The organism is Microcoleus sp. N3A4, assembly GCF_036701805.1.
In the GTDB taxonomy this organism is placed as follows: domain Bacteria; phylum Cyanobacteriota; class Cyanobacteriia; order Cyanobacteriales; family Microcoleaceae; genus Microcoleus.
This window is the reverse complement of record NZ_JAUBRJ010000096.1, coordinates 1-23,353: the sequence shown is the minus strand read 5'-3', so window position 1 is coordinate 23,353 and position 23,353 is coordinate 1. Positions and strand designations below refer to the sequence as shown.

The 23,353-nt window shown below is 47.7% G+C and carries 20 protein-coding genes and 1 tRNA gene; 10 read left to right on the top strand and 11 right to left on the bottom strand.

Going from position 1 to position 23,353, the window contains the following annotated elements; translation table 11 throughout:
- Positions 1-70 precede the first annotated feature (70 nt).
- Positions 71-199: a DUF5615 family PIN-like protein gene (locus QUA56_RS33155; protein WP_333367235.1), complete on the bottom strand. Its 129-nt coding sequence runs from the start codon at positions 197-199 to the stop codon at positions 71-73.
- A complete protein-coding gene (locus tag QUA56_RS33150) occupies positions 196-513 on the bottom strand; it encodes a DUF433 domain-containing protein (protein ID WP_333367232.1) in 318 nt (105 codons plus the stop codon). Before QUA56_RS33150 ends, QUA56_RS33155 begins: the two co-directional genes overlap by 4 nt.
- 230 nt (positions 514-743) lie before the next feature.
- Between QUA56_RS33150 and QUA56_RS33145 the strand changes: the two genes are divergently transcribed.
- The 4 genes from QUA56_RS33145 to QUA56_RS33130 all read left to right on the top strand — a co-directional run bounded on the left by QUA56_RS33145 (position 744) and on the right by QUA56_RS33130 (position 4,557).
- On the top strand, positions 744-2,048 hold the full coding sequence (locus tag QUA56_RS33145; RefSeq protein WP_333367229.1) for a TldD/PmbA family protein: 1,305 nt from the start codon (positions 744-746) through the stop codon (positions 2,046-2,048).
- 213 nt (positions 2,049-2,261) lie between these two features.
- Positions 2,262-3,086 carry a DUF3153 domain-containing protein gene (locus QUA56_RS33140; protein ID WP_333367226.1) on the top strand — a complete coding sequence of 275 codons (825 nt, stop codon included), beginning with the start codon at positions 2,262-2,264 and terminating at the stop codon, positions 3,084-3,086.
- 199 nt (positions 3,087-3,285) lie between these two features.
- Complete coding sequence (locus QUA56_RS33135) at positions 3,286-3,675, top strand: LapA family protein (RefSeq protein WP_333367223.1); 390 nt, start codon at positions 3,286-3,288, stop codon at positions 3,673-3,675.
- A gap of 66 nt (positions 3,676-3,741) precedes the next feature.
- Positions 3,742-4,557, top strand: a complete 816-nt coding sequence (locus QUA56_RS33130) for a segregation/condensation protein A (protein WP_333367220.1) — start codon at positions 3,742-3,744, stop codon at positions 4,555-4,557.
- Between the two features lie 119 nt (positions 4,558-4,676).
- Here QUA56_RS33130 and QUA56_RS33125 read toward each other — a convergent pair whose 3' ends face one another.
- Complete coding sequence (locus tag QUA56_RS33125) at positions 4,677-4,835, bottom strand: hypothetical protein (RefSeq protein WP_333367217.1); 159 nt, start codon at positions 4,833-4,835, stop codon at positions 4,677-4,679.
- A gap of 26 nt (positions 4,836-4,861) precedes the next feature.
- Between QUA56_RS33125 and QUA56_RS33120 the strand changes: the two genes are divergently transcribed.
- Complete coding sequence (locus QUA56_RS33120) at positions 4,862-6,025, top strand: NDP-sugar synthase (RefSeq protein ID WP_333367214.1); 1,164 nt, start codon at positions 4,862-4,864, stop codon at positions 6,023-6,025.
- A gap of 254 nt (positions 6,026-6,279) precedes the next feature.
- On the opposite strand, the gene speA is transcribed toward QUA56_RS33120, so the two are convergent.
- The 3 genes from speA to QUA56_RS33105 all read right to left on the bottom strand — a co-directional run bounded on the left by speA (position 6,280) and on the right by QUA56_RS33105 (position 10,510).
- On the bottom strand, positions 6,280-8,289 hold the full coding sequence (speA, locus tag QUA56_RS33115) for a biosynthetic arginine decarboxylase (RefSeq protein WP_333367211.1): 2,010 nt from the start codon (positions 8,287-8,289) through the stop codon (positions 6,280-6,282).
- Positions 8,290-8,591: 302 nt separating this feature from the next.
- Positions 8,592-9,743 (bottom strand): helix-turn-helix domain-containing protein, encoded by a 1,152-nt coding sequence (locus QUA56_RS33110; protein ID WP_333367208.1) that lies wholly within the window; start codon positions 9,741-9,743, stop codon positions 8,592-8,594.
- 176 nt (positions 9,744-9,919) lie between these two features.
- Positions 9,920-10,510 (bottom strand): DUF3611 family protein, encoded by a 591-nt coding sequence (locus tag QUA56_RS33105; RefSeq protein ID WP_333367204.1) that lies wholly within the window; start codon positions 10,508-10,510, stop codon positions 9,920-9,922.
- A 167-nt stretch (positions 10,511-10,677) separates the two neighbouring features.
- Here QUA56_RS33105 and QUA56_RS33100 point away from each other — a divergent pair, with 167 nt between their 5' ends.
- The 3 genes from QUA56_RS33100 to QUA56_RS33090 all read left to right on the top strand — a co-directional run bounded on the left by QUA56_RS33100 (position 10,678) and on the right by QUA56_RS33090 (position 12,031).
- Positions 10,678-10,848, top strand: coding sequence for a hypothetical protein (locus QUA56_RS33100; RefSeq protein WP_172186391.1), 171 nt, complete (start codon positions 10,678-10,680; stop codon positions 10,846-10,848).
- Positions 10,849-11,203: 355 nt separating this feature from the next.
- Entirely contained in the window at positions 11,204-11,497 is a 294-nt protein-coding gene (locus QUA56_RS33095) for a hypothetical protein (RefSeq protein ID WP_333367201.1), read from the top strand.
- Positions 11,498-11,602: 105 nt separating this feature from the next.
- Complete coding sequence (locus tag QUA56_RS33090) at positions 11,603-12,031, top strand: heavy metal-responsive transcriptional regulator (RefSeq protein WP_333367197.1); 429 nt, start codon at positions 11,603-11,605, stop codon at positions 12,029-12,031.
- Positions 12,032-12,600: 569 nt separating this feature from the next.
- Here QUA56_RS33090 and QUA56_RS33085 read toward each other — a convergent pair.
- The 5 genes from QUA56_RS33085 to murA all read right to left on the bottom strand — a co-directional run bounded on the left by QUA56_RS33085 (position 12,601) and on the right by murA (position 17,133).
- A complete protein-coding gene (locus tag QUA56_RS33085; protein ID WP_333367195.1) occupies positions 12,601-13,524 on the bottom strand; it encodes a fused MFS/spermidine synthase in 924 nt (307 codons plus the stop codon).
- A gap of 139 nt (positions 13,525-13,663) precedes the next feature.
- Positions 13,664-14,539, bottom strand: coding sequence for a DMT family transporter (locus QUA56_RS33080; protein WP_333367192.1), 876 nt, complete (start codon positions 14,537-14,539; stop codon positions 13,664-13,666).
- Between the two features lie 145 nt (positions 14,540-14,684).
- A tRNA-Leu gene (locus tag QUA56_RS33075) sits at positions 14,685-14,766 on the bottom strand.
- Complete coding sequence (locus QUA56_RS33070; RefSeq protein ID WP_333367189.1) at positions 14,745-15,614, bottom strand: M48 family metallopeptidase; 870 nt, start codon at positions 15,612-15,614, stop codon at positions 14,745-14,747. The genes QUA56_RS33075 and QUA56_RS33070 overlap by 22 nt, the downstream gene beginning before the upstream one ends.
- A 127-nt stretch (positions 15,615-15,741) precedes the next feature.
- On the bottom strand, positions 15,742-17,133 hold the full coding sequence (gene murA / locus QUA56_RS33065) for a UDP-N-acetylglucosamine 1-carboxyvinyltransferase (RefSeq protein WP_333367187.1): 1,392 nt from the start codon (positions 17,131-17,133) through the stop codon (positions 15,742-15,744).
- 498 nt (positions 17,134-17,631) lie between these two features.
- On the opposite strand from murA, the gene smc reads away from it, so the two are divergent.
- Positions 17,632-21,639, top strand: a complete 4,008-nt coding sequence (smc, locus tag QUA56_RS33060) for a chromosome segregation protein SMC (protein WP_333367183.1) — start codon at positions 17,632-17,634, stop codon at positions 21,637-21,639.
- A 201-nt stretch (positions 21,640-21,840) separates the two neighbouring features.
- Entirely contained in the window at positions 21,841-22,851 is a 1,011-nt protein-coding gene (locus tag QUA56_RS33055) for a PRC-barrel domain-containing protein (RefSeq protein WP_333367180.1), read from the top strand.
- Positions 22,852-23,353 lie beyond the last annotated feature (502 nt).

Genomic DNA, 23,353 nt, shown 5'->3' with positions numbered 1-23,353 from the left:
ATCTCTTGTTTCATCTGTAGAAAGAATTCTTAAAGAATTTGGAGATAATTATGTAATTAATTTTGCTTAACTACTTAACAGTGTCTGGCGTGTTTTGATGGTTATCCTCTTGAACTCTCAAAACATCTACATCTCTTTGTCTCAGTCCATTGGTAATCGGTAGAGGCACATTCTCATCCATGTACAAAGCTATGCTCATTTAATTAGTCCTTGGGCGCGGAGTTTTTTAGCCGCTTGAGATTCGCCCGCTTCTAATCGCAACTTTTCAGCATACTCGAATCGGCGCTGCATATCGGCATCAAGCTCTTGTTTATGATCCCAGTAGTAGGCTAAAGCAGAGTAAATTTTGCTCAAAGTTAGGTGGGGATAGCTTTCTAGTAATTCTTCAGGGTTCAAGCTGTAAGCTTTTACCGAAGTAATTAGTTCAACTACTTTCATCGTAGTCCCTTTGATGATAGGCACATTCTTCTCATCTAATTCCACATATTTATATTCGGTTGCAGTTAGCGGCATAGTTTACCTCGTTCACGGATCTAATTTAATTATATCGATCGCATTCTACAGTTGACAGTTGACAGAGGTCGCGCGAGGTTTTACCCGGTTTGTGGCCACACCCAAAATCAAAGAAACCGGGTTTTTTGCAGCTTTCCGGTGGTGTATAGATGTTTTTGGAAAAAAGCCGGTTTCTGGCCACACCCAAAATCGCTAAAATAAAACAAAGACCAACCAGAAAGGCGATTATTGTGAGCGATTCCACCATAGAACAGATATTGAAATTGGCATCTGGGCGCGCCGATGCCGCTGAAGTATACTACCTGTCGAGTCAAGATACGCCGATCGAATTTGAAAACAATCGCCTCAAATCCCTGCAAACCAAAGCCCTGCAAGGCGTAGCACTCCGGCTGATTTACAATGGCAAAATCGGTTTTGCCAGTTCCACCGATTTAACGCGGATAGACGATTTAGTAGATGCAGCGATTCAAACAGCCGAAATCGGCGACCCCGCAGAATTTGAACTCGCCTCCAACTTCCAGCTAAAAGGCCCGGAAACCACCTACACTCCGCCCACAACTGCCGAATTAGTCGAAAACGGCAAAAACCTCATCGAGCAAGTTCACGCCTACAATCCCGATATTATGGTAGATGTGGGCTTTCACGTCCGCAGCGGCATCGTCAAAATTGCCACGACGCAAGACGTGTATGCCGAAAGAAGCAGCCAAATAGTCAGCGGCTCGATCGCCGGAAATTTGGTAAAAGGAGAAGACTTTATGCAAGCATACAGTTACGACGTAGCGCGCGATCGGCCCCTAGACACCGACAGCATCCTCCAATCACTCCTCGAAAAATACCGCCTCGCCGAACATTCAGCCACCATCAGCAGCGGTTCCTACCCAGTATTATTTACCCCCAGAGCCGCCGCCAGCACCCTCGGCAGCCTGTTTGATACCATCCTTTCAGGTCAAGCAGTAGTTCAAAAAGCCTCTCCCCTAGCAGACAAAATCGGCGAAACCTTATTTGACGAACGCTTTACCTTTTTTGAAGACCCCACTATAGGCCCTTCTGCTTGTCCCTTTGACGACGAAGGAACCCCCACCACCCGCAAAGTCTTGATAGACAAAGGTACTGTCACCGGATTTTATTGGGATCGCAGGTGGGCCGCTCGCGCTGGTGTACGATCGACTGGCAACGGTTTTCGCGGCGGATTGTCTCGCCCGGGCCCTGATTTGACTAACTTTTGCATTTCCCCAGGAAATACCGCCACTCAAGACTTGATTGCTAGCATGGACGAAGGTCTAATAGTAGAGCAGGTTTTAGGTGCCGGTCAGTCCAATCAGTTAGCTGGCGAATTTTCTGTCAATTTGGACTTAGGCTATAAAGTAGAAAAAGGCAAAATTGTCGGCCGCGTCAAGAATACAATGGTGGCAGGCAGCATTTTTGAAGCGTTTAAAAATTTGGCAGATTTGAGTAGCGAAGCCGAATGGATAGGCGGTGCAGCCTATTTGCCGAGTATCCTGTTTCAACAGTTGGGTGTAGCTTCCAGGCAATAAGTTCAGTGCGGTTTTACTCGTTACCAGGCTCTGCCTGGTAATACATATCGTGAGGCTCTGCCTCGAATTTGGATGAAAGCTTGCGAGGCAAAGCCTCTGGACATGGGTTCCCAGGCAGAGCCTAGGAACCAGTTAAACAAACATAGAAACAGTGTCGGCAATTCAACGCTTTGCTAATTCATGCAAATAGGAAAAAACAGGGAAAAAGGTACAATGAAAGAGCAAAATGTCAAGGATGGAACTGGGAAGAGGAAAAAGCACTTTTTCTTTCTTTTACCTTTTGTTTTTTGCCTTTTAACTTTAGTGACTGGGTGCGTTCAGTACGATGTCGGGGTCAACTTTGACAGTCAAACTCACGGCGAAATCGTGCAGCACATTAAACTGGGGGAAAGGTTGACGAGCTTCAGCAGCCAAACAGTTGCAGAATGGTTGAAAAGCGTAGAACGCCGGGTGAGGTTGCTGGACGGAAAAACTAAACGGCTTTCCGATACAGAAGTTCTAGTGACGATTCCTTTCAATAATGGAGCCGAGTTGCAAGACAAGTTCAACCAATTTTACAATCCGATCGCACCAACCGCAAAATCTAGGGTCGCAAGTCCGCTAGAAACCGATTTGCCGAAGTTTGAATCTCACCTGAATGTCAAGCAGAATAATTTGTTATTGGTGCTGCGAAATCGGTTGAGTTTGGAATTGGATTTGCGCTCTCTTTCTCTGCTTTCCTCTAACGGCAGTCTCCTGCTGAGCCCGGGGGGACTTTTGGAGCTAGACTTTAGCTTAAACACGCCTTGGGGTGCCGAAAGTATTGAAACTGTCGCCGGTGCGCTGGTTCCCGAAAGCTATCAACAGGGAAAACAGTTAGTTTGGAAGCTCAAACCTGGGGAAGTTAACTATTTGGAGGCGATATTCTGGATTCCGAGTCCCGTAGGAATTGGGGCATTGATTATTAGCTTATTTGTGGCGGCTGGCATTGCTTTGAAATATCAAATATTGCCCGCACTCTTAATCGGCAAGAAACCGCAAAACATCGGTCAAACCTAAACAGGATATGTCGTGCAGGGGCGGGTTAACCAATATCTTCAATCAACTCTCAGAACTCCAATAAACCCGCCCATCCCCGGATATTATGGTGAATTGACCATATTTGATATTATCAAAAAAACCGGAACATCTGCCAAAAAACAGTTGACAAAGAGTAAACAATTTGCTTAACAGGCATTGAGAATTAGGAACAGAGAAAATGCGATCGCTAAATTTCTTCTTCATCTTTGTGATTTGCTTGGCTCTAGTATTGTTCAGCATCGAAAATACAGAGCCCGTCGCAATTCAAGTTATCAAAGGCGTCCAAGTTAAAGCTCCGCTGTGCATAGAACTAATTGTAGCGGCAGGATTAGGGGCAACACTAGCGTGGCTGTTCAGTCTGTGGTCGAGAATGCAGCGAACGCTCGCGTCCCGCCAAGAGATCCGCCAAGCTCGCGAAAAACAGCAGCGGATTCAGGAATTAGAACAAGATATCGAACGCTATAAAGCAGAAGTAGAAGTAAAACAACCTTTGCTAGAAAGTGCAGAACCGACAAGTTTAGACACAGCAGCGAGTCAGGCCACAACTGCTGAAATAACCGCCAATTAAATTGATATGCTCTCTCATTTTGGGAGAGGGAAAATCTAAAATCTAAAATCTAAAATCTAAAATCGAATGGCCGTTTCCAGAGACCAAGATGGTTTAGAAACGATTTCCGAGGGGATCGCAATTTTAATTGACCTCGCAGAACGGGGAGAAATCAATCCTTGGGACGTTAAGGTAATTGAAGTGTTCGATCGATGTTTGAGCAAGCTTACGAACGCCTGCGATGCCGATCAGAGTACGGATTTCTCCGATTTGTCCCACTCCGGCCAAGCGTTTTTGTACGCTTCAATGCTGGTTTTGCTCAAAGCAGAAAGTATCGTCCTCTCAGAACCCCCCGCGAATCCCGACTCGGAAGACGAGGCGGCACTCGAAGACGCAGAACGCTCAGGCGGGCGACACTTGCCGCAGCATTTGGAGCGGCAATTGCGCCGTCGCGGTGTAGCCCAACTACCCCAAAAACGCCCGGTGACTCTCCCAGAACTGATCGAGCAGTTGCAGCTAATGAAAGCAGCAATGGAGCAGACAGTTACCCCCCGGCGCCGCCCTACCTCAAAAATGCGATCGCAAGCGGCCCAGGCTATCTTTGAGCTAGCTCACCAAGAAAATTTGGTGGAAACTGCTACTGAACTCGATCGGTTTCTGGCTCAGCGGGGCCAGGAAATTGACGAGGGTTGGCTCGACTTGGAACAACTGCTGGAACTTTGGCATCATAAGGATTTGCACTCTCCTATCAACCCAGAACTCCCGGTATCGACTGGGGAAGTTCACTTGCCAAATTATGACCGCGTTGGTATTTTTTGGGCGCTGTTGCTGCTGTCGGCTCAGTCTAAAGTAGAGTTGCTTCAAGAGGAGTTTTACCAAGACCTCAAAATCCGGGCGCTGTGAACTTGGAGGGACATCAAATTGGGTTTCGGGGCGGGTTTACCAGTCTCTCGAACTCTTGAGAGTTATCCCGCCGAACCCGCTACTACGGCAATTGTACGTGCATTCACCCGGACTTGATATTATTTCTGATTTCTGATTCCTGGTGCGTTAAATCCAGGTAAATTGGGAATAAATGATTGATAGCCTGGTACGATATCGCCTATAAAGAGGTCAGGATTTTGCCGCGTTCGATCGGTTCGCTCGCAACCGCTAGCATCTAATTGTTGAGTTGATATCAATTAACAGAGGGTTGAGGAAGTTAAGAATGAAAGCGATGATTCTGGCGGCAGGTAAAGGCACTCGCGTCCGTCCCATTACTCAGACAATACCCAAACCGATGATTCCCATCCTGCAAAAGCCAGTGATGGAGTTTTTGGTTGAATTACTCCGCCAGCACGGATTTGACCAGATTATGGTCAATGTTTCCCATTTGGCAGACGTGATTGAAAACTACTTCCGCGACGGTCAAAAGTTTGGGGTACAAATTGCCTATTCTTTTGAAGGGCGAATTGAGGATGGAGAAATGATTGGAGACGCTCTCGGTTCGGCTGGCGGCATGAAACGAATTCAGGACTTCTCGCCGTTTTTTGACGATACTTTTGTGGTGCTGTGCGGCGACGCTTTGATTGACTTGGACTTGACTGCTGCTGTGAAGTGGCACCGGGAAAAAGGGGCGATCGCTACTATTGTGATGAAATCGGTTTCTCGCGAGGAGGTTCCCAGTTACGGAGTGGTGGTAACAGACGATTCTGGCAAAATCAAAGCTTTCCAAGAAAAACCTTCTGTAGAGGAAGCTCTGAGTACCGACATTAACACTGGCATTTATATTTTTGAACCGGAAATATTCAATTATATCCCTTCGGGCAAAGAATACGATATCGGTTCGCAGTTATTCCCCAAGTTAGTAGAAGCAGGCGCGCCTTTTTACGGGATTAGCATGGACTTTGAGTGGGTGGATATCGGCAAAGTTCCTGACTATTGGCGAGCAATTCAGAGCGTGCTGCTCGGACAAGTGAAAAATGTTTCGATTCCGGGAATTGAAGTGCGCCCCGGCGTTTACGCTGGTTTGAATGTAGCTGTGAACTGGGATAAAGTTGATATTACTGGGCCTGTTTACATTGGCGGGATGACGATCATTGAGGATGGAGCAAAAATTATCGGCCCGACAATGATCGGCCCGAATTGTTGGCTTTGCAGTGGCGCCACTGTGGAAAACAGCGTGATTTTTGAGTATTCCCGTTTGGGCCCGGAGGTGCGGTTGGTTGACAAACTGGTGTTCGGGCGCTACTGCGTTGATAAAACCGGGGCTGCGATCGATTTGCAAGCTGCGGCTCTCGATTGGCTGATTACTGACGCTCGCCAAGTTTTACCGACTCAACACGGAGAAGAGCGGCGGGCGATCGCAGAAATTCTCGGTAATGCTGAATAATGGGTAATTGCTAATTGCTAAAGGTAAGGTGCGCTAGGCGCACCCTACATTTTATATCGTTTCAGGTTGCATCGGAATCATAAAATAGAGTCAACAGTTAACACTCAACCATTCAGTTTTTTGACCCCGAGTCAACAGATTTGAGATTTGAGATTTTTAACAGTCAACAGTCAACAGTCAACAGTCAACAGTCAACAGTCAACAGTCAACAGTCAACAGTCAACTATTCCGGAGGAGTGCAACCGGAATTGATATTAAGATTGAAGATAAGTATATTGACTGAGACTCCGCTCGTAATTTTGCAGCAAAAGTTGGGCCTCGGAAAGAGTAATTTTATTTTGCTGCAAAGCTGCTTCTGTCTGACGGCGGATGCTTTCAACCAAACTTTCTGAATCGTACTGTACGTAGCTGAGGACTTCTTTCATAGTGTCTCCTTTCACAACGTGTTCGATATGATAGCCAGAAGGCGTTAGCTGAATGTGAACTGCATTTGCATCGCCGAATAAGTTGTGAAGGTTGCCCATAATTTCTTGATAAGCACCTCCCAAAAATAGTGCCAAATAGTAAGGTTCTCCAGGTTTGAGAGTATGCAGTTCCAAAACCGACTTGACATCTCGCAAATCAATAAATTGGTCGATTTTGCCGTCGCTGTCGCAGGTGAGATCGGCTAAAATACCGCGCTGAGTTGGTTCTTCGTCGAGTCGGTTAATTGGCATAATTGGGAACAATTGGTTAATTGCCCAACTGTCCGGTACTGACTGAAAAACAGATAAGTTGATGTAATAAATAGACGCCATCACCTTTTCTAAGTCTTCCAAATCCTCCGATACGTATTCTTTCTGCCGCGCGATCGCCTGTATTTTATCGCAGCAAGCCCAGTACAACTGTTCGGTTTTCGCCCGTTCCGCAATTCCCAAATAGCCTAAGTTAAATAAACTGACTGCTTCTTCCTTGAATTGGATAGCATCGTGATAAACTTCTTGGTAATTTTCGGGAGTGATAGATTGGTAAATTTCGTAGAGATTGCGCGGAATTTGGTGCGCGTTTTCGTCTACTGGTTCTGGTACTTCTCTGGGGACATCGCTAGTACCGAGTACGTCAAAAACTAACACTGATTGGTGAGAAGCGATCGCCCGCCCGCTTTCACTAATGATAATTGGTACCCGGATTTTCCGCTCGTCGCAGGCATCTTTCACTCCCGCTACTACGTCGTTAGCGTAGTTTTGCATATTGTAGTTTTTGGAAGCGTGGAAGTTTGTTTTAGAGCCGTCGTAGTCAACGCCGAGTCCGCCGCCTACATCCAAGTAGTTCATATTAGCTCCCAATTTAGCTAATTCTACATAAATGTGGCTGGCTTCTCGAATGGCGTCTTTGATGACGCTAATTGAGGAAATTTGAGAGCCGATGTGGAAGTGCAGTAACTGCAAACAGTCGAGCATTCCAGCTTTTTCTAGTTCGCCAACTGCGCGGATTATTTCAGGAATTGTCAAGCCAAATTTTGCCCGATCGCCCGTGGAGCCTCCCCAGCGACCAACGCCTTTGGTAGTGAGTTTTGCTCGCACTCCCAAAACCGGTTTAATTCCTAATGCTTTGCTCGCTGCGATTGCGAGTTCTACTTCCTCAATTTGCTCCAGGACAATTACGGAAGTTTGCCCCAGCCGCTGCGCCAAAATAGCAGTTTCAATGTATTCGCGGTCTTTGTAACCGTTACAAATTAACAAAGCGCCTGGGGTTTTTAATGTCGCCAAAGCGATCATTAATTCCGGTTTCGATCCGGCTTCCAGTCCGAAATGATGGGGTTGACCGAAACGCACCAAATCTTCAATTAATTGTCGGTGCTGGTTGCATTTGACTGGAAAGACACCGCGATAGACATTTTTGTAATTGTAGCGGGCGATCGCTCTGGCAAAACACGAATTTAAGCGCTCGATCCGGTCTTCCAAAATATCAGAAAATCGAATCAGCAGGGGCAAAGCCAAATTTCGCTGTTTGAGGGATTCTACCAGTTCGCACAAGTCGAGGGAACCGCCGCGATCGCCCTTGGGAGACACTGTAACGTGACCGGCAGCATTGATCGAAAAATAGGGTTCGCCCCAACCTTGAATGCGGTACAGTTTCTCGCTATCTTCTATTGTCCAAGATTTTTGTGGCAGTTGAGCAGTCGTTACCAAAGCACTGTCTGGTGCAGCCAAACTCGTGACTGTTGGGGACTGAGTAGATAGCGGATCGAGAGCGGAGAAAGCAGCGGTGGCTGGGGAACTCATCTTATCGGAAACCTCGAAATGACTGGTCAAATAGATAGTTTATCTCACATATCGGGTTTCCTGATGCAGTTGAAAATTCACTTTGGGTACACGGCCCGGCGATTTTAGATTTTAGATTTTAGATTTTAGAATTGACTCTACAGATGGATGAAGGTGGGGGATTGAACTAAAATCTCAACCGTAATTGCTCTCCAGGACTCATTTCTTCAAGCAAGTATCCCTATGCAGGTGAACTGGGAAACCCGGTTTCCCAGTTCACCTGCACCAAAAGAGTAGTCGGACGATCGATCGCCGGACACACACTAACCAAAAATCACCTCCGGTGGCGCCATATCAGCCCCCACAATCATTCCCCCGTGACTGGTAGACTTCTTCAAACCCGGTTGAGGTGCTTTTTCTTGGCTCTTCTGAGCCGGTGCAACTGAGGCTGGCGGTGTCACCTGCGGTTGAGGTACTGCCTTTGCTCCGGGCACCACGGGTTGCTGCGACAGCCAACCCAAACCCCCTACAGCCCCAACCATCAAAGCGGTGTAGCCGAGGTACAAATGCACCGGATGCATTTGAATACCTTCCGCCGACTCCGAGTCGGAAACAGACAAATACGTGCTGGGAATTAGGCTAGGAGCGGTTTTGGGCAAAGCATTCGCCATAGCGCTGCCGTCTAGTCCCAAGGTGTCGCCCAGCCTGCGGATAAAACCTCTAACGTAAATGTCTTGGGGCAGTTTGTCGATTTCCCCATTTTCGATCGATTCGATGTGGTGCAGCGGCACGAGAGTTTGACTGTGAAGTTGTTGGAGAGATAGGGAGCGAATTTGCCGTCCCTTTCGCAATTCTCTACCCAACTCCCGCAGGCACTCTTCTCGCTGTTGAACTGCTATTGCTGCTTCTTCTTCCTTGGTGAGTTTTTTCGGCTTCTTGGGAAAACCGAATCTTGGGAAGGATTTTCCGGGGGCGATAACAGTTGCAGGTGCAGCCGACTCGACTTGAATTGTGTCTTGGGGCGCTTGTTTGGTGTCTTCAGAAGTGTTAATGTCTCGATCGTAATTTTCAGTGTCGGACTCTGTTGTAGGGGGCGCTTCCAAAGTAGCGCTGCGCCAATAGAAGACAGGAACAGGTACTGGTGGCTCCAATTCTCTAAATTCTGTCACCGTCTCAATGGCGGAACTTACAGCAACAAAACTCTCTTCGGCTACTTGCGGTTCAATTTTGTTTTGTTTGGGAAACCGATCGAATGCGATCTTGACTGCTTCTCTGCTAACTGCTCTAATTAAAATTTCGGCAGCGGAGGCTGCTTCGCCCAACATTGTTTGCAAGCTAGCTAGAGCGTGGCTGTAGGTGTCGCTACAGAGGAGTTCAACTTCTATTTGACCGAGGACAGAACGAAAGCTTTCTTGAGAAATTTCAATAGTTGCGTGATCTGTCACCCCAAAATAAGCCTCGGGTTTCAGTGCCATGATATTTGTGTTGTCTTGCTAGAAGGTATCTGAGTACGTTCTTCGATAGCTTGGCAGTGATTCCGGATGTCAGTTGGGGGAGAGTGAGGGAGTGGGGCATCGGGCATCGGGCATCGGGCATCGGGCATCGGGCATCGGGCATCGGGCATCGGGCATCGGTTGCCCCTCACCAATAACTACTGTTTGTATATGCGATCGAGCAACCAAAGAGTCCCGACAATTCCGACAAAGTGAGCAACAGTAGCGTGAATGTTTGCCAGCACTACAAATATATCGAGCGGCTGAATGAATCGACTGAAATCGACTGCTGCGCCGAACAAAACTTGTGGCTGAGATATAGATTTCACGAATAGCGTACCGCCGATCGCTTCTGCTCCCAGCAGTGTCAGCAGCATTCCCGACAAATTACTCATAAGTGTCAACCGCACTTGTTGAATCGTGTCTGTCCTTTTGGGGCGGACACCGGTAGCGGGCGATCGTAGTTTTCTAGACAAGCGAGTAAAGCTAAAAGCCCGATAGGCGCTGTAGCCCAGGGCTAAAAGCCCGCACACAGCCAACAATACACCTCCCCCCGTTCCAGCACTGGTTTGGCTTGTACCGGAGGCGCCACTCGAAAGAGCAGACGGGATTGCCAGCAGCAAAATTAGCCCCGCCACCACGGCCAGCACTGCTTGTACCCAGAAACAAACCCAGCCTGCTGTACGGAGGGCAAAGGCAACTCGCTGTGCTGCTGCGGGAAGCTTATCGTTATCTAACTGATTAGTCATATTTTGAGCGGATATAATTAAGTGGCTTTAGTGGGCAGCAGTTTTTTCTCTTCGGGGACGGTTGACGGCGGTTAACCCTCTTTATAATAGAAGCAGCAATGTTTAAGATTTGTAACTAACATTCGATTTCACATTTGAATAGCGTCGATCGCAAGGTACCCAAAGCAATGACACAACTACAACCCACCGTCACTCCCAAACTGGAACAGCCAAAGTTTGGCTTCAACAGCTACGCGGAACGCCTTAACGGTCGAGCCGCGATGATTGGTTTTTCCCTAACTTTAATTATCGAGTATGTCACAGGGCAGGGGTTGCTGTCCTGGTTAGGTCTCAACTAATTTTAGCTGTTTGGCGCGGTCAGCATCACACTTTGTCTTGACTCTTCCCGCAGCGGGTGTCACCTCTGCTGACCGCGACAAATTCGGGAATTGATTAGAATATTAATGAAAAACAAGCCCAGCGACTCCTCTGTCGAGAGAGATCGGTGCACCGAATGCAAGAGCTGGCTTTTGGATGTATCTCGGGTGAAATTTTGATTTGACAAGCTTGGCAATTTCGCCTCGCTCCCGTACAATTCCCCACAGGCGAGAATATAAATTTAGGTTAAGCTAGTATCTGAGCTAGAAATCCCGATCGTTCCGCCAACTCTAAGTTTTAGCGATTGTAAATAAATATAGAACAGAGTAAAACCAAATGAATGCTTCGTGGACGCGACTTTTGAGGTCAGCTTACCGTAGAGAGCCAATTACCAGCTTTATTGTGACAGTGGGCGTGGTCGATGCAGCGATCGGCAGCATCGGTGCGAGCGGCTCTTTATTGGCTTTTGGGCTGGGTACCGCTGGGGTGGCGATGGCTCTCCGCTGGTGGCAAATTTACCGCTCTGGAGCCGAACAACCCGCACCTGCTCCTGAATACTATCTTCCTCCTCAGTCTTCTCGGCCCCAGTTGCCCGTGCTTAACGCATCTAAAAAAAATCCTCCTTATTAAGATTACCGGGCAATGGCGACTGGGCGAGGTGGCGATCGACTCGCTGCATCTGAGACAGTTAAAGATAGGGCAAGAAAGTCTTTCGATCCTCGCTCTTTTTGATTTATGAATATTTCTGTTGCCGAGAAACTGTACAAAATTGGCTCCGTAGCTGCCTGTAGCGGTTTGTCGGTGAAAACTGTTCGCTACTATGAGGAGATGGGCTTGCTGTCTCCTGCGGTGGAGCGATCGCCCGCTGGTTATCGGTTGTTTGGGGAAGCGGTATTCAACAGGTTAGCGTTTATTAGACGATCTCAGGCTCTGGGTTTGAGCCTTCAGGAGATTAAGGATATTTTACAAGTTCGCGATCGGGGAGAGTTGCCTTGTTTTGAAGCGAAGCAGCATCTAACGGCGAAGGTAGAGGCAATTTCCGGGCAAATTGCAGCGTTAGAAACTTTGAAGGGGGAGTTGCAAGGCATTCTCAACTGCTGGCAAGAGCAACCCTCGCAGGCGAGCATTACTCGCACGATTTGTCCGAACATTCAGCGGGATTGAGCTGCTGCAGAAAGATACAAAATAAGGGAAGGAATTATCGGTTTCCTTCCCTTGATGGTTTGGTTGGTGGTTTTGTTGGTGATTTGGTCGATCGTGTTGAGCTTTTAACTGTTTTCGCAGAGTTTGCTGTTGCTTTTTGAGCTGTCGAGCTCTTGCCGCTCCGCCTTTGCCTTTGGAGTTTCTGCCCTCACTGCGGGGAGACTCCCAACTTTTTAGTCTCATGTTTTTAATTGTTTGTACTACTTCTATAGTACACCGCCATAATTTCACTGTCAAGTATTTTTGAGACAGATGTTTCCTACTATCAACTGTTGACAGATTGGGATTTGCTACAGGCATAGCGATGGTGCGCCCATAAGCACCCTACAATTAGAGCTTTTTGTGTGATGGCGTCAATCGATTGCGCGATTTTAGATTTTAGATTTTAGATTAAAGAATTGAAGCATTCACCCCACGAATAAATTCGGGGGTTCCTTTATCGGATACAGGTTTTTTATTTCTGGACGGATGAATCCGGGGGCTTGTATCCTGGATGCTTGATTGTCAACAGCCCTAATTGTGTATATTTATCAGTCCAAATAACCTGCGGGTATTTCAGCATCTGTAAAAATTGGCAGCGTTTCCCAATTTTTCACCCATTCCGGCAATTGGGCTAATTTTTTGAGCTGAAGCGACATTTCTATTAAGGAAAATCCTAAATTGTGGAAATCTTGAATAAGTTCGGCTTTCAAAAATATTTCATTTTTAGCTAAATCAGGAGCATTAGTCGCGATCGCAATGCTGTTACCTGTTTCTAAATTGCATATATAAACTTGTGCGAACACAGTTTGAATGGTTTTCACCGCCGCTGCGTTAAACTCTTGTTTGTGGAACAGGTTGACAACTACAGCACCTGCCCTTGACAAGCGAGTTTTGCACAGTTGGTAAAATTCTTGTGTCACCAATCTATAGGGCATATAGCCGCTGCCAAAGCCAGCATCCACGATAATTATATCATTTTTTACTGTTGGATTTTGTTGGGCAAGATATTCGCGCCCGTCTTGAATCGCTACTTTTAGTCTGTCGTCGAATTGAATGCCAAAAAACTTGCGAGCAACTTCGACTACTGTGGGGTCAATATCTGTACATTCGACGATCGCGTTAGCGAAATAGTGGTGAAAAAATCTGGGGATGCTGCCGCCACCAAATCCGATTATATAGATTTTTTTTGGTTGATTTTGCCATACTAATGCTAGCATCATTGCTCGGCTATAGGGAAAAATCAAATTTAGTGGATTGTTGAGGTCTAGGAGTGATTGAGCTACATTTGTGATTAAAGTTTCTCGGTCTGCTAAAAGCAGTAATAGGACTGAGTTTATTTTTTTGACTGCTATGCAGTTGTCGCCGGAGTTTTCTTGAAAGATGATGCCGTCTGGCTGTTGGTGAAGCCAATTGATTTGTTTTTTAATAGCGGCTAAATTGCTAGTTTGTCGATCGCCTTTATAATCAGTCATACGATTTTAGATTTTAGATTTTAGATTTTAGATTGGGGAATCACTGATGACTATCATGGTTGGGAGCAGACCTACAGTTTCATTCTTTTTGGGAACTGGTATCAAATCTAAAATTTCAAATCTCAAGTCTCACATCTAATTACTTCAAACCCAATAATAGCGCGATTCCGCCGATCGCACAAACTACCCCCAAAACAGCCCGAAAGCTCACTTTTTCGCCCGCCAGCACGGCTAGAGGCAGGATAAATAGGGGACTGGTAGAAATGAGTGCTTGAGCTATTCCTGCGGGTGCATATTTCAGCGAAATCTGTTGCAGGAAAATCCCGAGATAGGTTCCTAAAAAAGCGGCTAGAATTATTGCACCTAATATTTTTGGCGCTTTTAATTGTTGGAAAGTCTCCAAATTTGTTGGGTTCAAAAAGCACAGCATGACTGCCATGCCGCCGCTCAAACGCAAGGCTGCAGTCCACAGGGGATCGATATCTATTTGAGTGAAGGCGGCGCGGGATAAAACTGCCCCAGCGGCGTGGGCTGTTTGTCCTAATAAACTAATGGCTAATCCCTGCCAAAGATGTTTTGATGGTAAGGTTGTTTCGGCTGTTCGTTCTGCAATTACCCAAGCTACGCCGCAGATTGTTAAAAGAATGCCTGTACAAGCAACGGGCGATAAGTTTTCTTGCAAAAATATTAAGCCAAATAAAGCTGTTAAAGGGGGAGATAGGGTTTCTAAAAGCAGCGTTCGCCTCGCGCCTAAATATTTTAATACGATAAAGAAAGCGGTGTCTCCGATGCCAATTCCTAGGGCGCCGCTGATGAGCAGCATTGCTACAATATTAGGGTTGACTGCTGGTAAAGATTTGCCTAAAATTAGTACGGTTGCAAGGAGCATGAAAAGGGCGATCGCGCCTTTGAGCAAGTTTAGCACCACTGCTGGAATTTGCTGTCCTACTCGCTGCCAGATGGTGGAAGATAGAGCCCAGACAAATGCAGCGCCTAAAGCGGCGATTTCACCCATAAAATCATTAGTGATTGGTTATTAGTTATTAGTTATTGGTTATTAGTTAAATGCCCGATGCCCGATGCCCGATGCCCGATGCCATATAAATTAGGGTTCCAGACTTATCATCTGGAACCCTAGATTTATTAAGCTTTTTTAGCAGTGGGCGGGGAGAGAATCGAACTCTCATACCTTTCGGTGTCAGATTTTGAGTCTGATGCGTCTACCAATTTCGCCACCCGCCCTTTTTGTTGGTTTCACCATCATAACACACCGATCGATTTTGCACAAGAGATTCATAATCTTTTGAACTTGCCCAGCGATCGATCTCTCTGGCGCGCAATACTGGTACTGGATGGGACAACTGAGCCGTCTGAGCTTGTTTGAGCATTTCTCCCAGTTGAGTGCTGCTGATGTCGTCGTAGGCCCGCGCCTGCGCCAAAAACGCATCGACATTCAGTTTCGGAGCTAAAGTCGGCGAACCTCCGGCCAGTTTCATCAACAGCGATGCTACCACTTTTGGGTCTTGAGTGGCGAGCAAGGCGGCGCGATCGCACGTAAATTCGGCACACCGCAACCATTCCAACATTTGCGCCTGCAAACCCTGGGCGAGAACAGTTCCCACAGGCGAAATTTGACCTGCGGCCAACACAATTAAATTAGCCAGAGTCAGGTAAACTCCGTGCTCGCACTTCAAATGCCCCAACTCGTGAGCGATTACTGCCTTAACTTCCTCGTCTGTGAGCAAATCAATCAGAGAAGTGTGCATCACCACAAAAGGCTGTTTTCCCCGCATCGCAAAGGTGTAAGCATTCGGCATCGGATGCTGGCGGACATAAAGCTGCGGCGGTTCCAAATCAAGAGTTTTGCAGGCATCCAACAGCAATTGATGCAGGTGGGGCAATTGATTTTCGCCGACTTGGACGCTAGAAGCCAGATTTTCGAGCATGAAAAACTGTTCGCCAAGTTGTCCCAGCAACTGCCGCACCATCAAATCCAGCCCGGGCAGTTGTTTGAGACTGTTGGTAGCTTCCAAGTCTAGCGGGTGTCGAAACTGGTCTGCTTTTAAACCGATGAGCGGTATGTTCAACATTTTAGTCAGTTGGTCATTGGGCAGTTGGCAGTTGGCAGTTGGCAGTTGGCAGTAGTTATTTGTTATTTCTAGTAACCAATAACAAATAACTACTAACAAATAACCACTAACAAATAACCACTAACAACTACTTTAAACTCGATCGCACGGGATTGACAGGAGCCTCAGCAGTCGCCGGGTCTGTGCCCTCTTTGACGCGCCGCAACTTAGCTCCCAATTTTTGCAGTTTCACCTCTAACTGCTCGTAGCCGCGGTCTAAGTGCTGCAAGCTGCTGATGGTGGTGACACCATCGGCTGCAAGTCCCGCTAGCACTAACGCCGCCGAAGCCCGCAAATCTGTGGCCACTACAGGCGCACCAGACAGCCGCGACACTCCGCGCACAATCGCGACATTGCCTTTAAGGCGAATGTCGGCGCCCATGCGGTTGAGTTCTGCTACGTGGCGCAAGCGATTCTCAAACACGGTTTCTTTGATCAAGCTGTCTCCTTCGCTCAGCGTCAGCAAAGCCATAAACTGAGCTTGCATATCTGTGGGGAAACCGGGATAAGGCAGAGTTTCGATGTCTGTGGCGGAGTGAGTTTTGCCGGGAACTATCCGCAAAATGTCGGGGGATTCGGCAATAATTTTTGCCCCAATTGTCTGCAATTTGGCAATGACTGCGGTCAGGTGGTCGGGAATTACCGGCGACAAACTGATTTCGGAGTGAGTGATGGCTCCTGCTACTAAAAATGTTCCGGCTTCAATGCGATCGGGAATAATTGAATAGTCTACTGCGTGCAGCTTGGGAACTCCCGAAATGACGATCGTATTCGTGCCGGCGCCTTGAATTTTTGCTCCCATAGCGCGGCAGAAATTCGCCAAATCTGCGACTTCCGGCTCTTGAGCCGCATTTTCAATCACGGTTTCTCCTTCAGCCAGAGTCGCCGCCATCATCAAAGTTTCAGTTGCGCCGACGCTGGGGTAGTCCAAATAAATTTTGGCTCCTTTCAAGCGGCGGTTCGGCCCTTTGACGTAAGCGTGAACCGTGCCGTGGTCGATGTGGACTTCGGCACCGAGGGCTTGCAGACCGCGAACGTGGAGTTCGACGGGTCGCGCGCCGATGGCGCACCCACCGGGCAAGGGCACTTTGGCAAACCCCAAACGCGCTAGGAGTGGGCCGATGATGAAGAAGCTCGCCCGCAGTTGGCTGACTAATTCGTAGGGGGCTTGAGCGTCTATGAGGTTGCTGGCGTTGATGTCTAAAACGTCGCCGTTCTGCTGTAATTTGACTCCTACAGCCGAGAGAATTTGCCCCATGCGGGCGACATCGACTAGACCGGGAACGTTGCGGAGACGGCAATCCTCTGGGCATAGCAGGGCTCCTGCCATGACGACTAGGGCCGAGTTTTTGGCGCCGCTGATTTTGACGTGTCCTTTAAGGGGCTCGCGACCCCAAATTTGCAATACTTGTTCGTCACTTTCAGGTGAAGCTGACAGATTAGACGAGTTCAGAGCTGGTGTAATGGGTTTGCCCTCCATATGCGCTTCGTTACTTTATACATTATTAATTTTGGTTTCGATTTTACCGGAAAGTTTTTATATGTCTAGGGGTAACTTAGAAATTCCAGGCATTATATTTGCTGGCATTGTCTAGGGGTGAGGCTTTCAGGTACGATCGCACAAATAATGCCGATCGAGTCTCATTGAGTTATCTGTATCAAAATTTACCTTTGTTTCTGCCTGTCGCTCGGGGCACAGATGTTGCACCACTGTCAATAAGCTGTTTAAGCCAGGACTCAGGCACAGAAGGCTAGAAACCCGGTTTCTTCCTAGATACTTTGCTGTCAAACCCAAGATTTTTTAGAGAAACCGGGTTTCTTTGGTTTTTGTCCCAATAAGTACAGACCGGCTACGTTGTTGACAAAGGTGTAAGATATCGGTTCGATCGACAATGCCGGAAAGTTCACACATTGTCGATCGCCCCAGTGCCTGTGCTACCCTGTGACAACAACCTAGAGCCAAAGCTACTCCTAGCATATGGTTCACATTAAACGGATCGAACTAACTAACTTTAAATCTTTTGGCGGCACAACGTCCATTCCCGTGCTGCCTGGTTTTACTGTGGTTTCCGGGCCCAACGGTTCTGGGAAGTCCAACATCCTCGACGCTTTGCTGTTTTGTCTCGGACTTTCGACTTCTAAGGGAATGCGGGCCGAACGTTTGCCGGATTTGGTGAACAGCGCTCAAAACAAACGCGGTACGATCGAAGCTAGCGTGACTGCGACTTTTGCGCTGGAAGATGTGGGCGACGAATGGTTTGCCCGGGATGAAGATGAGGAGGAAAATCCAGCAGATGAGTTATCTGTGGAAGCTGAGGAACTCGAAGGGATAGAAACTGCCGAAACTCAAGACAACAACGGCCAATCATCTCCTGTCAATCGAAAATCCAAAATCGAAAATCGAAAATCGGAAGAGTTATCTGTTGAAGCAGAGGAAGTTGAAGGGATAGAAATTGCCGAAACTCAAGACAACAACGGAAAACTACTCGCTGCTAATCCAGAATCGCCTCTATCTGTTGAAGAAGCCGAAGGGATAGAAACTGCCGAAACTCAAGACAACAACGGCCAATCATCTCCTGTCAATCGAAAATCGAAAATCGAAAATCGAAAATCGGAAGAGTTATCTGTTGAAGACGTAGAAGAGATTGAGATCGCAGCAACTCAAGACAACAACGGACAACTACTCGCTACTAATAAAAAATCCAAAATCCAAAATCCAAAATCGGATGAGTGGAGTGTAACCCGCAAACTTCGGGTAACTCGCCAAGGTACTTACACTTCAACTTATTACATTAACGGCCAACCTTGCACGCTGACTCAACTTCACGAACAACTCAACCGCTTGCGAATTTATCCCGAAGGCTATAACGTCGTGCTGCAAGGAGACGTTACCAGCATTATTTCGATGAATTCTAAGGAACGCCGAGAAATCATTGACGAATTGGCTGGGGTGGCTCAGTTCGATCGCAAAATCTCTTTAGCTAGGCAGAAATTGGATGAAGTTAAAGAGGTGGAAGAACGCAGCAGTATTGTAGAAAAAGAGCTGATTTCTCAGCGCGATAGACTTGCTTCCGATCGCACAAAAGCGGAAAAATATCAAAAATTGCGGGCGGAATTTCAAGAAAAGTCGCAGTGGGAAATAGTGCTGAAATTCCGTCAATTGCAGCAGCAAGAATGGAAACTGCGAGAACAAATCGAAACGGGCGATCGCACTTCGGCTTCTCTCACCGAACAACTGCAAGCAATTAGCACCCAAATTCAAGAAGCAACCGCCGAACTTGACGCGCTGAATGCGCGCGTTAAAGCTTTGGGAGAGTCGGAATTGTTGGCTTTGCAAGCGACGATTGCGACTCAGGAAGCGGAACGGCGGCAACTGCAAAACCGCAAACAGGATTTGGAAACAACTGCTGGGCAAATGGCGGCGAACATAGCACAAACCGAGCAAGAAGTTCGACAATTCCGGCAAAGTTTGGAGCAAATTGAGATTGAAATATCTTATGTTAAGTCTCAAACAGGAACTTTGCAGGAACAGCGGGACGCAGCCCAGCAAAGTTTAGATGAAAGTCGGGAAGTTGCAAATGCGATCGCCTCGACGGCCGAAGTTTGGGTACAGCAGCAAACGGAACTGCACCGCCAAATCGAAACAATTCAACAAACTTTGGAACCGCAGCGTACAGAACAAGCTACCATTGGCGAAAGAGCCGATCGCCTGCAAAGTCAAATTCAAGAACAAAACCAATCGCTGCAAGTATTGGAACAGGAAATTGCAGCGAAAAAAGAGCAGCAATCTCGCCTTGTGGAAACCAAAGGCGTTGCATCTTTGCAAGTAGAATCGCTGAATCAGATTTTAGTCGAAGCCGAACAAGAATTGCAACTGCAACAGGAAACTCAAACTCGTTTGTTGGAAGAACAGCGGGAAAGACAGCGCAAATTAGACAAACTAGAAGTGCAGTTTCAAGCAATGCAAGAAGCGACGGGAACGTTTACTGCAAAAATTGTCGCGCAAAGCGGAATTGGCGGAGTTTGCGGCTTGGTGGCTCAACTGGGCAGGGTGCAACCGCGCTATCAGTTGGCGCTGGAAATTGCGGCGGGCGGCCGCATGGGAAATATGGTGGTGGAAGATGACAGCGTGGGGGCTGCTGCGATCGAATTGTTGAAACAAAAACGGGCGGGAAGGATGACGTTTTTGCCTTTGAATAAAATTAGAGGCGGCAGGTATTCGGTGAATGAAAATTTGCGGCGCGCGGCTGGGTTTGTGGATGCGGCTGTTAATTTGATTGACTGCGATTCGCGGTATCAGGAAATTTTTGCTTACGTTTTTGGCAGTACGGTTGTGTTTAGCAACCTCAGCGACGCGCGCCGCTATTTGGGACAGTACCGGATTGTCACTTTGGACGGGGAAATTTTGGAAACTAGCGGGGCGATGACTGGGGGAAGTTCTACTAACAGATCTACCTTGCATTTTGGCACGGTTGAGGCTAGCGAGGCTGCTAGTGAAGCGCGGACGATCGCATCTCTGCAAGAAAGGTTGGAGGAAATTGAGCGGATTTTGGAACGGTGCAAAATTGCGATCGATCGCGCGTCTGTTGCAGTCAAAACTCGCAGCCAAGAATTGATGGAAGCGAAACAAAATTTGCGCGAAAATCAGTTGCGCTTGGAACAGTTGGATTCAGAAATTAAGAATTTGCAAGCGCAACAGGAACAAGTGCGATCGCAAATTGCCAAAAATACACAGGAATTAACTAATTCGCGATCGAGATTGCAGTTGCTGGAACGAGAATTGCCCGCACAGGAAACTCAATTGCAGCAGTACCGCCAAACTTTGGCGCAGTTGGAAGAGTCGAACAGTCACAGCGAATGGCAGCAAATGCAATCGAGTTTGCGCGCTCTGGAAGCGCAACTGCAAGAGCGAGAATTGGCTCTGAGAAACGTCCAGCAACGCCTTGTAGACTTGGAAAATCAATTCGGGCGTTTGGAAGACAAAATTAAGGAAGGTAGCGAGAAATTGCAGGATTGGCAAGTGCAGCAAAACGCGGGGGCGGATGCGATCGATCGCATTGTTTCGCAGCAGTTAGAACTCGACCGGCAAATTGCCGAAGCTAAGGCGGCTTTGGGGGAAATTGAGGAAAAATTGGGCGTGCAGAAGGGAGAGCGCGATCGGGCGGAATCTCAATTGCGAGAGAAGCATTTAGCCAAACAGCAGTTACAGTGGCAGTTGCAAAAACTCCACGAAACCCAGCAAGAACGCCGGGAACAATTAGCCGCCATCCGCACTCTATTGGAAACGCAGCGGGCGGAAATGCCCGACCCGGTGCCGTCGATTCCTGAAAATGTCGAGAAAGCCAATTTGACGGAATTGCAGCAGGAAGTAAAGGCGATCGCCAAACGCATTCAAGCTTTAGAACCAGTCAATATGCTAGCCTTGGAAGAGTACAACCGCACTCAAGAACGCCTTCTAGAATTGAGTCAAAAATTGACGACATTGGAAGGAGAACGCACTGAACTGCTGTTGAGAATCGAAAATTTTACCACACTCAGGCGGCGCGCTTTTAAAGAAGCTTTCGACGCGGTTAACGAGAACTTTCAGACTATCTTTGCGGAACTTTCCGAAGGCGACGGCTATCTCCAGCTAGATGACCAGGAAGACCCCTTCAGCAGCGGCTTGAATTTAGTCGCTCACCCGAAGGGCAAACCCGTACAGCGGCTGGCTTCCATGTCTGGAGGCGAAAAGTCGCTGACGGCACTGAGTTTTATTTTTGCGCTGCAACGCTACCGCCCGTCTACGTTCTACGCTTTTGATGAAGTGGATATGTTTCTGGATGGGGCAAATGTGGAGCGATTAGCTAGAATGATAAAACGGCAGTCTGAACAAGCCCAGTTTATTGTTGTGAGTTTGCGGCGACCTATGATTCAATCGGCCCAGCGTACAATTGGCGTTACTCAAGCACGGGGAGCTTATACTCAAGTCATCGGACTGAAGTTGTAGTCCCGGAGTGTCTGTTGATGACCCTACCCAAAAACGGATACAAGCCGCCGACAACAGTCGTGGATAGATCGAAATTTTAGACCAAGGTTCAAGTTCCCACATTCATCTGTGGAGTAAATCTAAAATCTAAAATCTAAAATCTAAAATCGACTGATCGTGTTGAGTGATATATGTACTTAATAAATCAGGATTAAAGTTAGAATGACATCCGAACAAATCTGCCAACGCTCCGATATTCTAGGCACTCAAGTCATCACCCGCGACAGAGGTAAACGCCTGGGTGTGGTTAGTCAATTGTGGGTGGACATTGACCGACGGGAAGTTGTGGCGATCGGTCTGCGTGATAATATATTCGCGGTCGCTGGAATGCCGAGGTTTATGTTCCTCAACAATGTCAGCGAAATCGGTGACGTGCTGTTGGTGGAAGATGAGAGCGCGATCGAAGATGATGTTGATGTTGAAGTCTACAGCATTTTGATTAACAGCGAAGTTATTACCGAAACCGGCGAACTTTTAGGTAGGGTGCGGGGCTTTAGGTTCGACCCCGAAGACGGTAAGTTAGTTTCTATAATTATCGCTTCCCTGGGAATCCCTCAAATCCCCGACCAAGTTCTCAGCACTTACGAGTTGGGGATTGAGGAAATTGTCAGCAGCGGCCCGAATCGCTTGATTGTATTTGAAGGTTCCGAGGAAAGGCTCAGGCAGCTTAGCGTGGGTTTGCTGGAGCGCGTCGGTTTGGGCCAAGCACCTTGGGAACGGGAAGAGGACGAGCAAGGTTATTACCCGAAACCCGTGGCTACAGACCATCAATTGGGCCCGGGCGTGCGGATACCTGCACCGGAAATGCGTAGCAAGGTAGCCCAGCCTGCGATGGAGGAAGTACCTTGGGATGAGGATTCGCAGTGGAACCGGCCTCCGGTGCGGCAGTCGATGCGCGCGGTGCAGCCCGAGCCGATTGACGACGAGGACGATTACGAAGAGGATAATTGGGGCGGCGAGGAGGACGATTACGAGGAAGAGTACGAGGAGAAGCAGTACACTCGCTCTGAGAGTTCTCGCCAGAAGGAGCCGGTGGTGCAGTACGAGTACGAGGATGATGTGGAGGCGGATGCTTGGGCTGACGATGAGGCGCCGAAGCCTTACAAGGCTCCTCGGGTGAATATCCCTGAGAAGACTAAGACTCCTGAGTACGAGGAGGAGACTGGTTATTAGAAATTAATCTTGGATCTTTGGGGCGGGCTGGGGTGCCAACCCCGCAGCTATCTGGGTTGATTCCTTGGGCGGGGGCGAGTTTACGAGATTATTGATTCTAGGCATAGATGGTTGAAAAAACCCGCCCCTATAAATTGTCGTAGGGGCGGTTTTTTCGAGAGAGAGCGTTAAGCTGTTCTGCATTTAAACTGTATGTCAAAAAACAATAAAACTCTTGTGGGGTGGGCGTCCCGCCCGCCCTGAATATGCAATTTAAATGCGCGACAGCTTAATCATAAACAGTATCAATAAATCCACCCCCGCAAGGCGATCGGAGTTGATTCCTTCGGTGGAGGCGAGTTTTGCGAGAAATGTCGATCGCCCAGTCCGTGATAAGGAATGAAAAATAAATAAGGTGACTAATAGAGCAATAGTTTACCTTGGAGCGAGGCTTCTGGGGTTGAATTGTGCAAGTTATTTATTTTTCATTCCTTAGCCTACGAAAGAGCGCCCAAGCGCAACT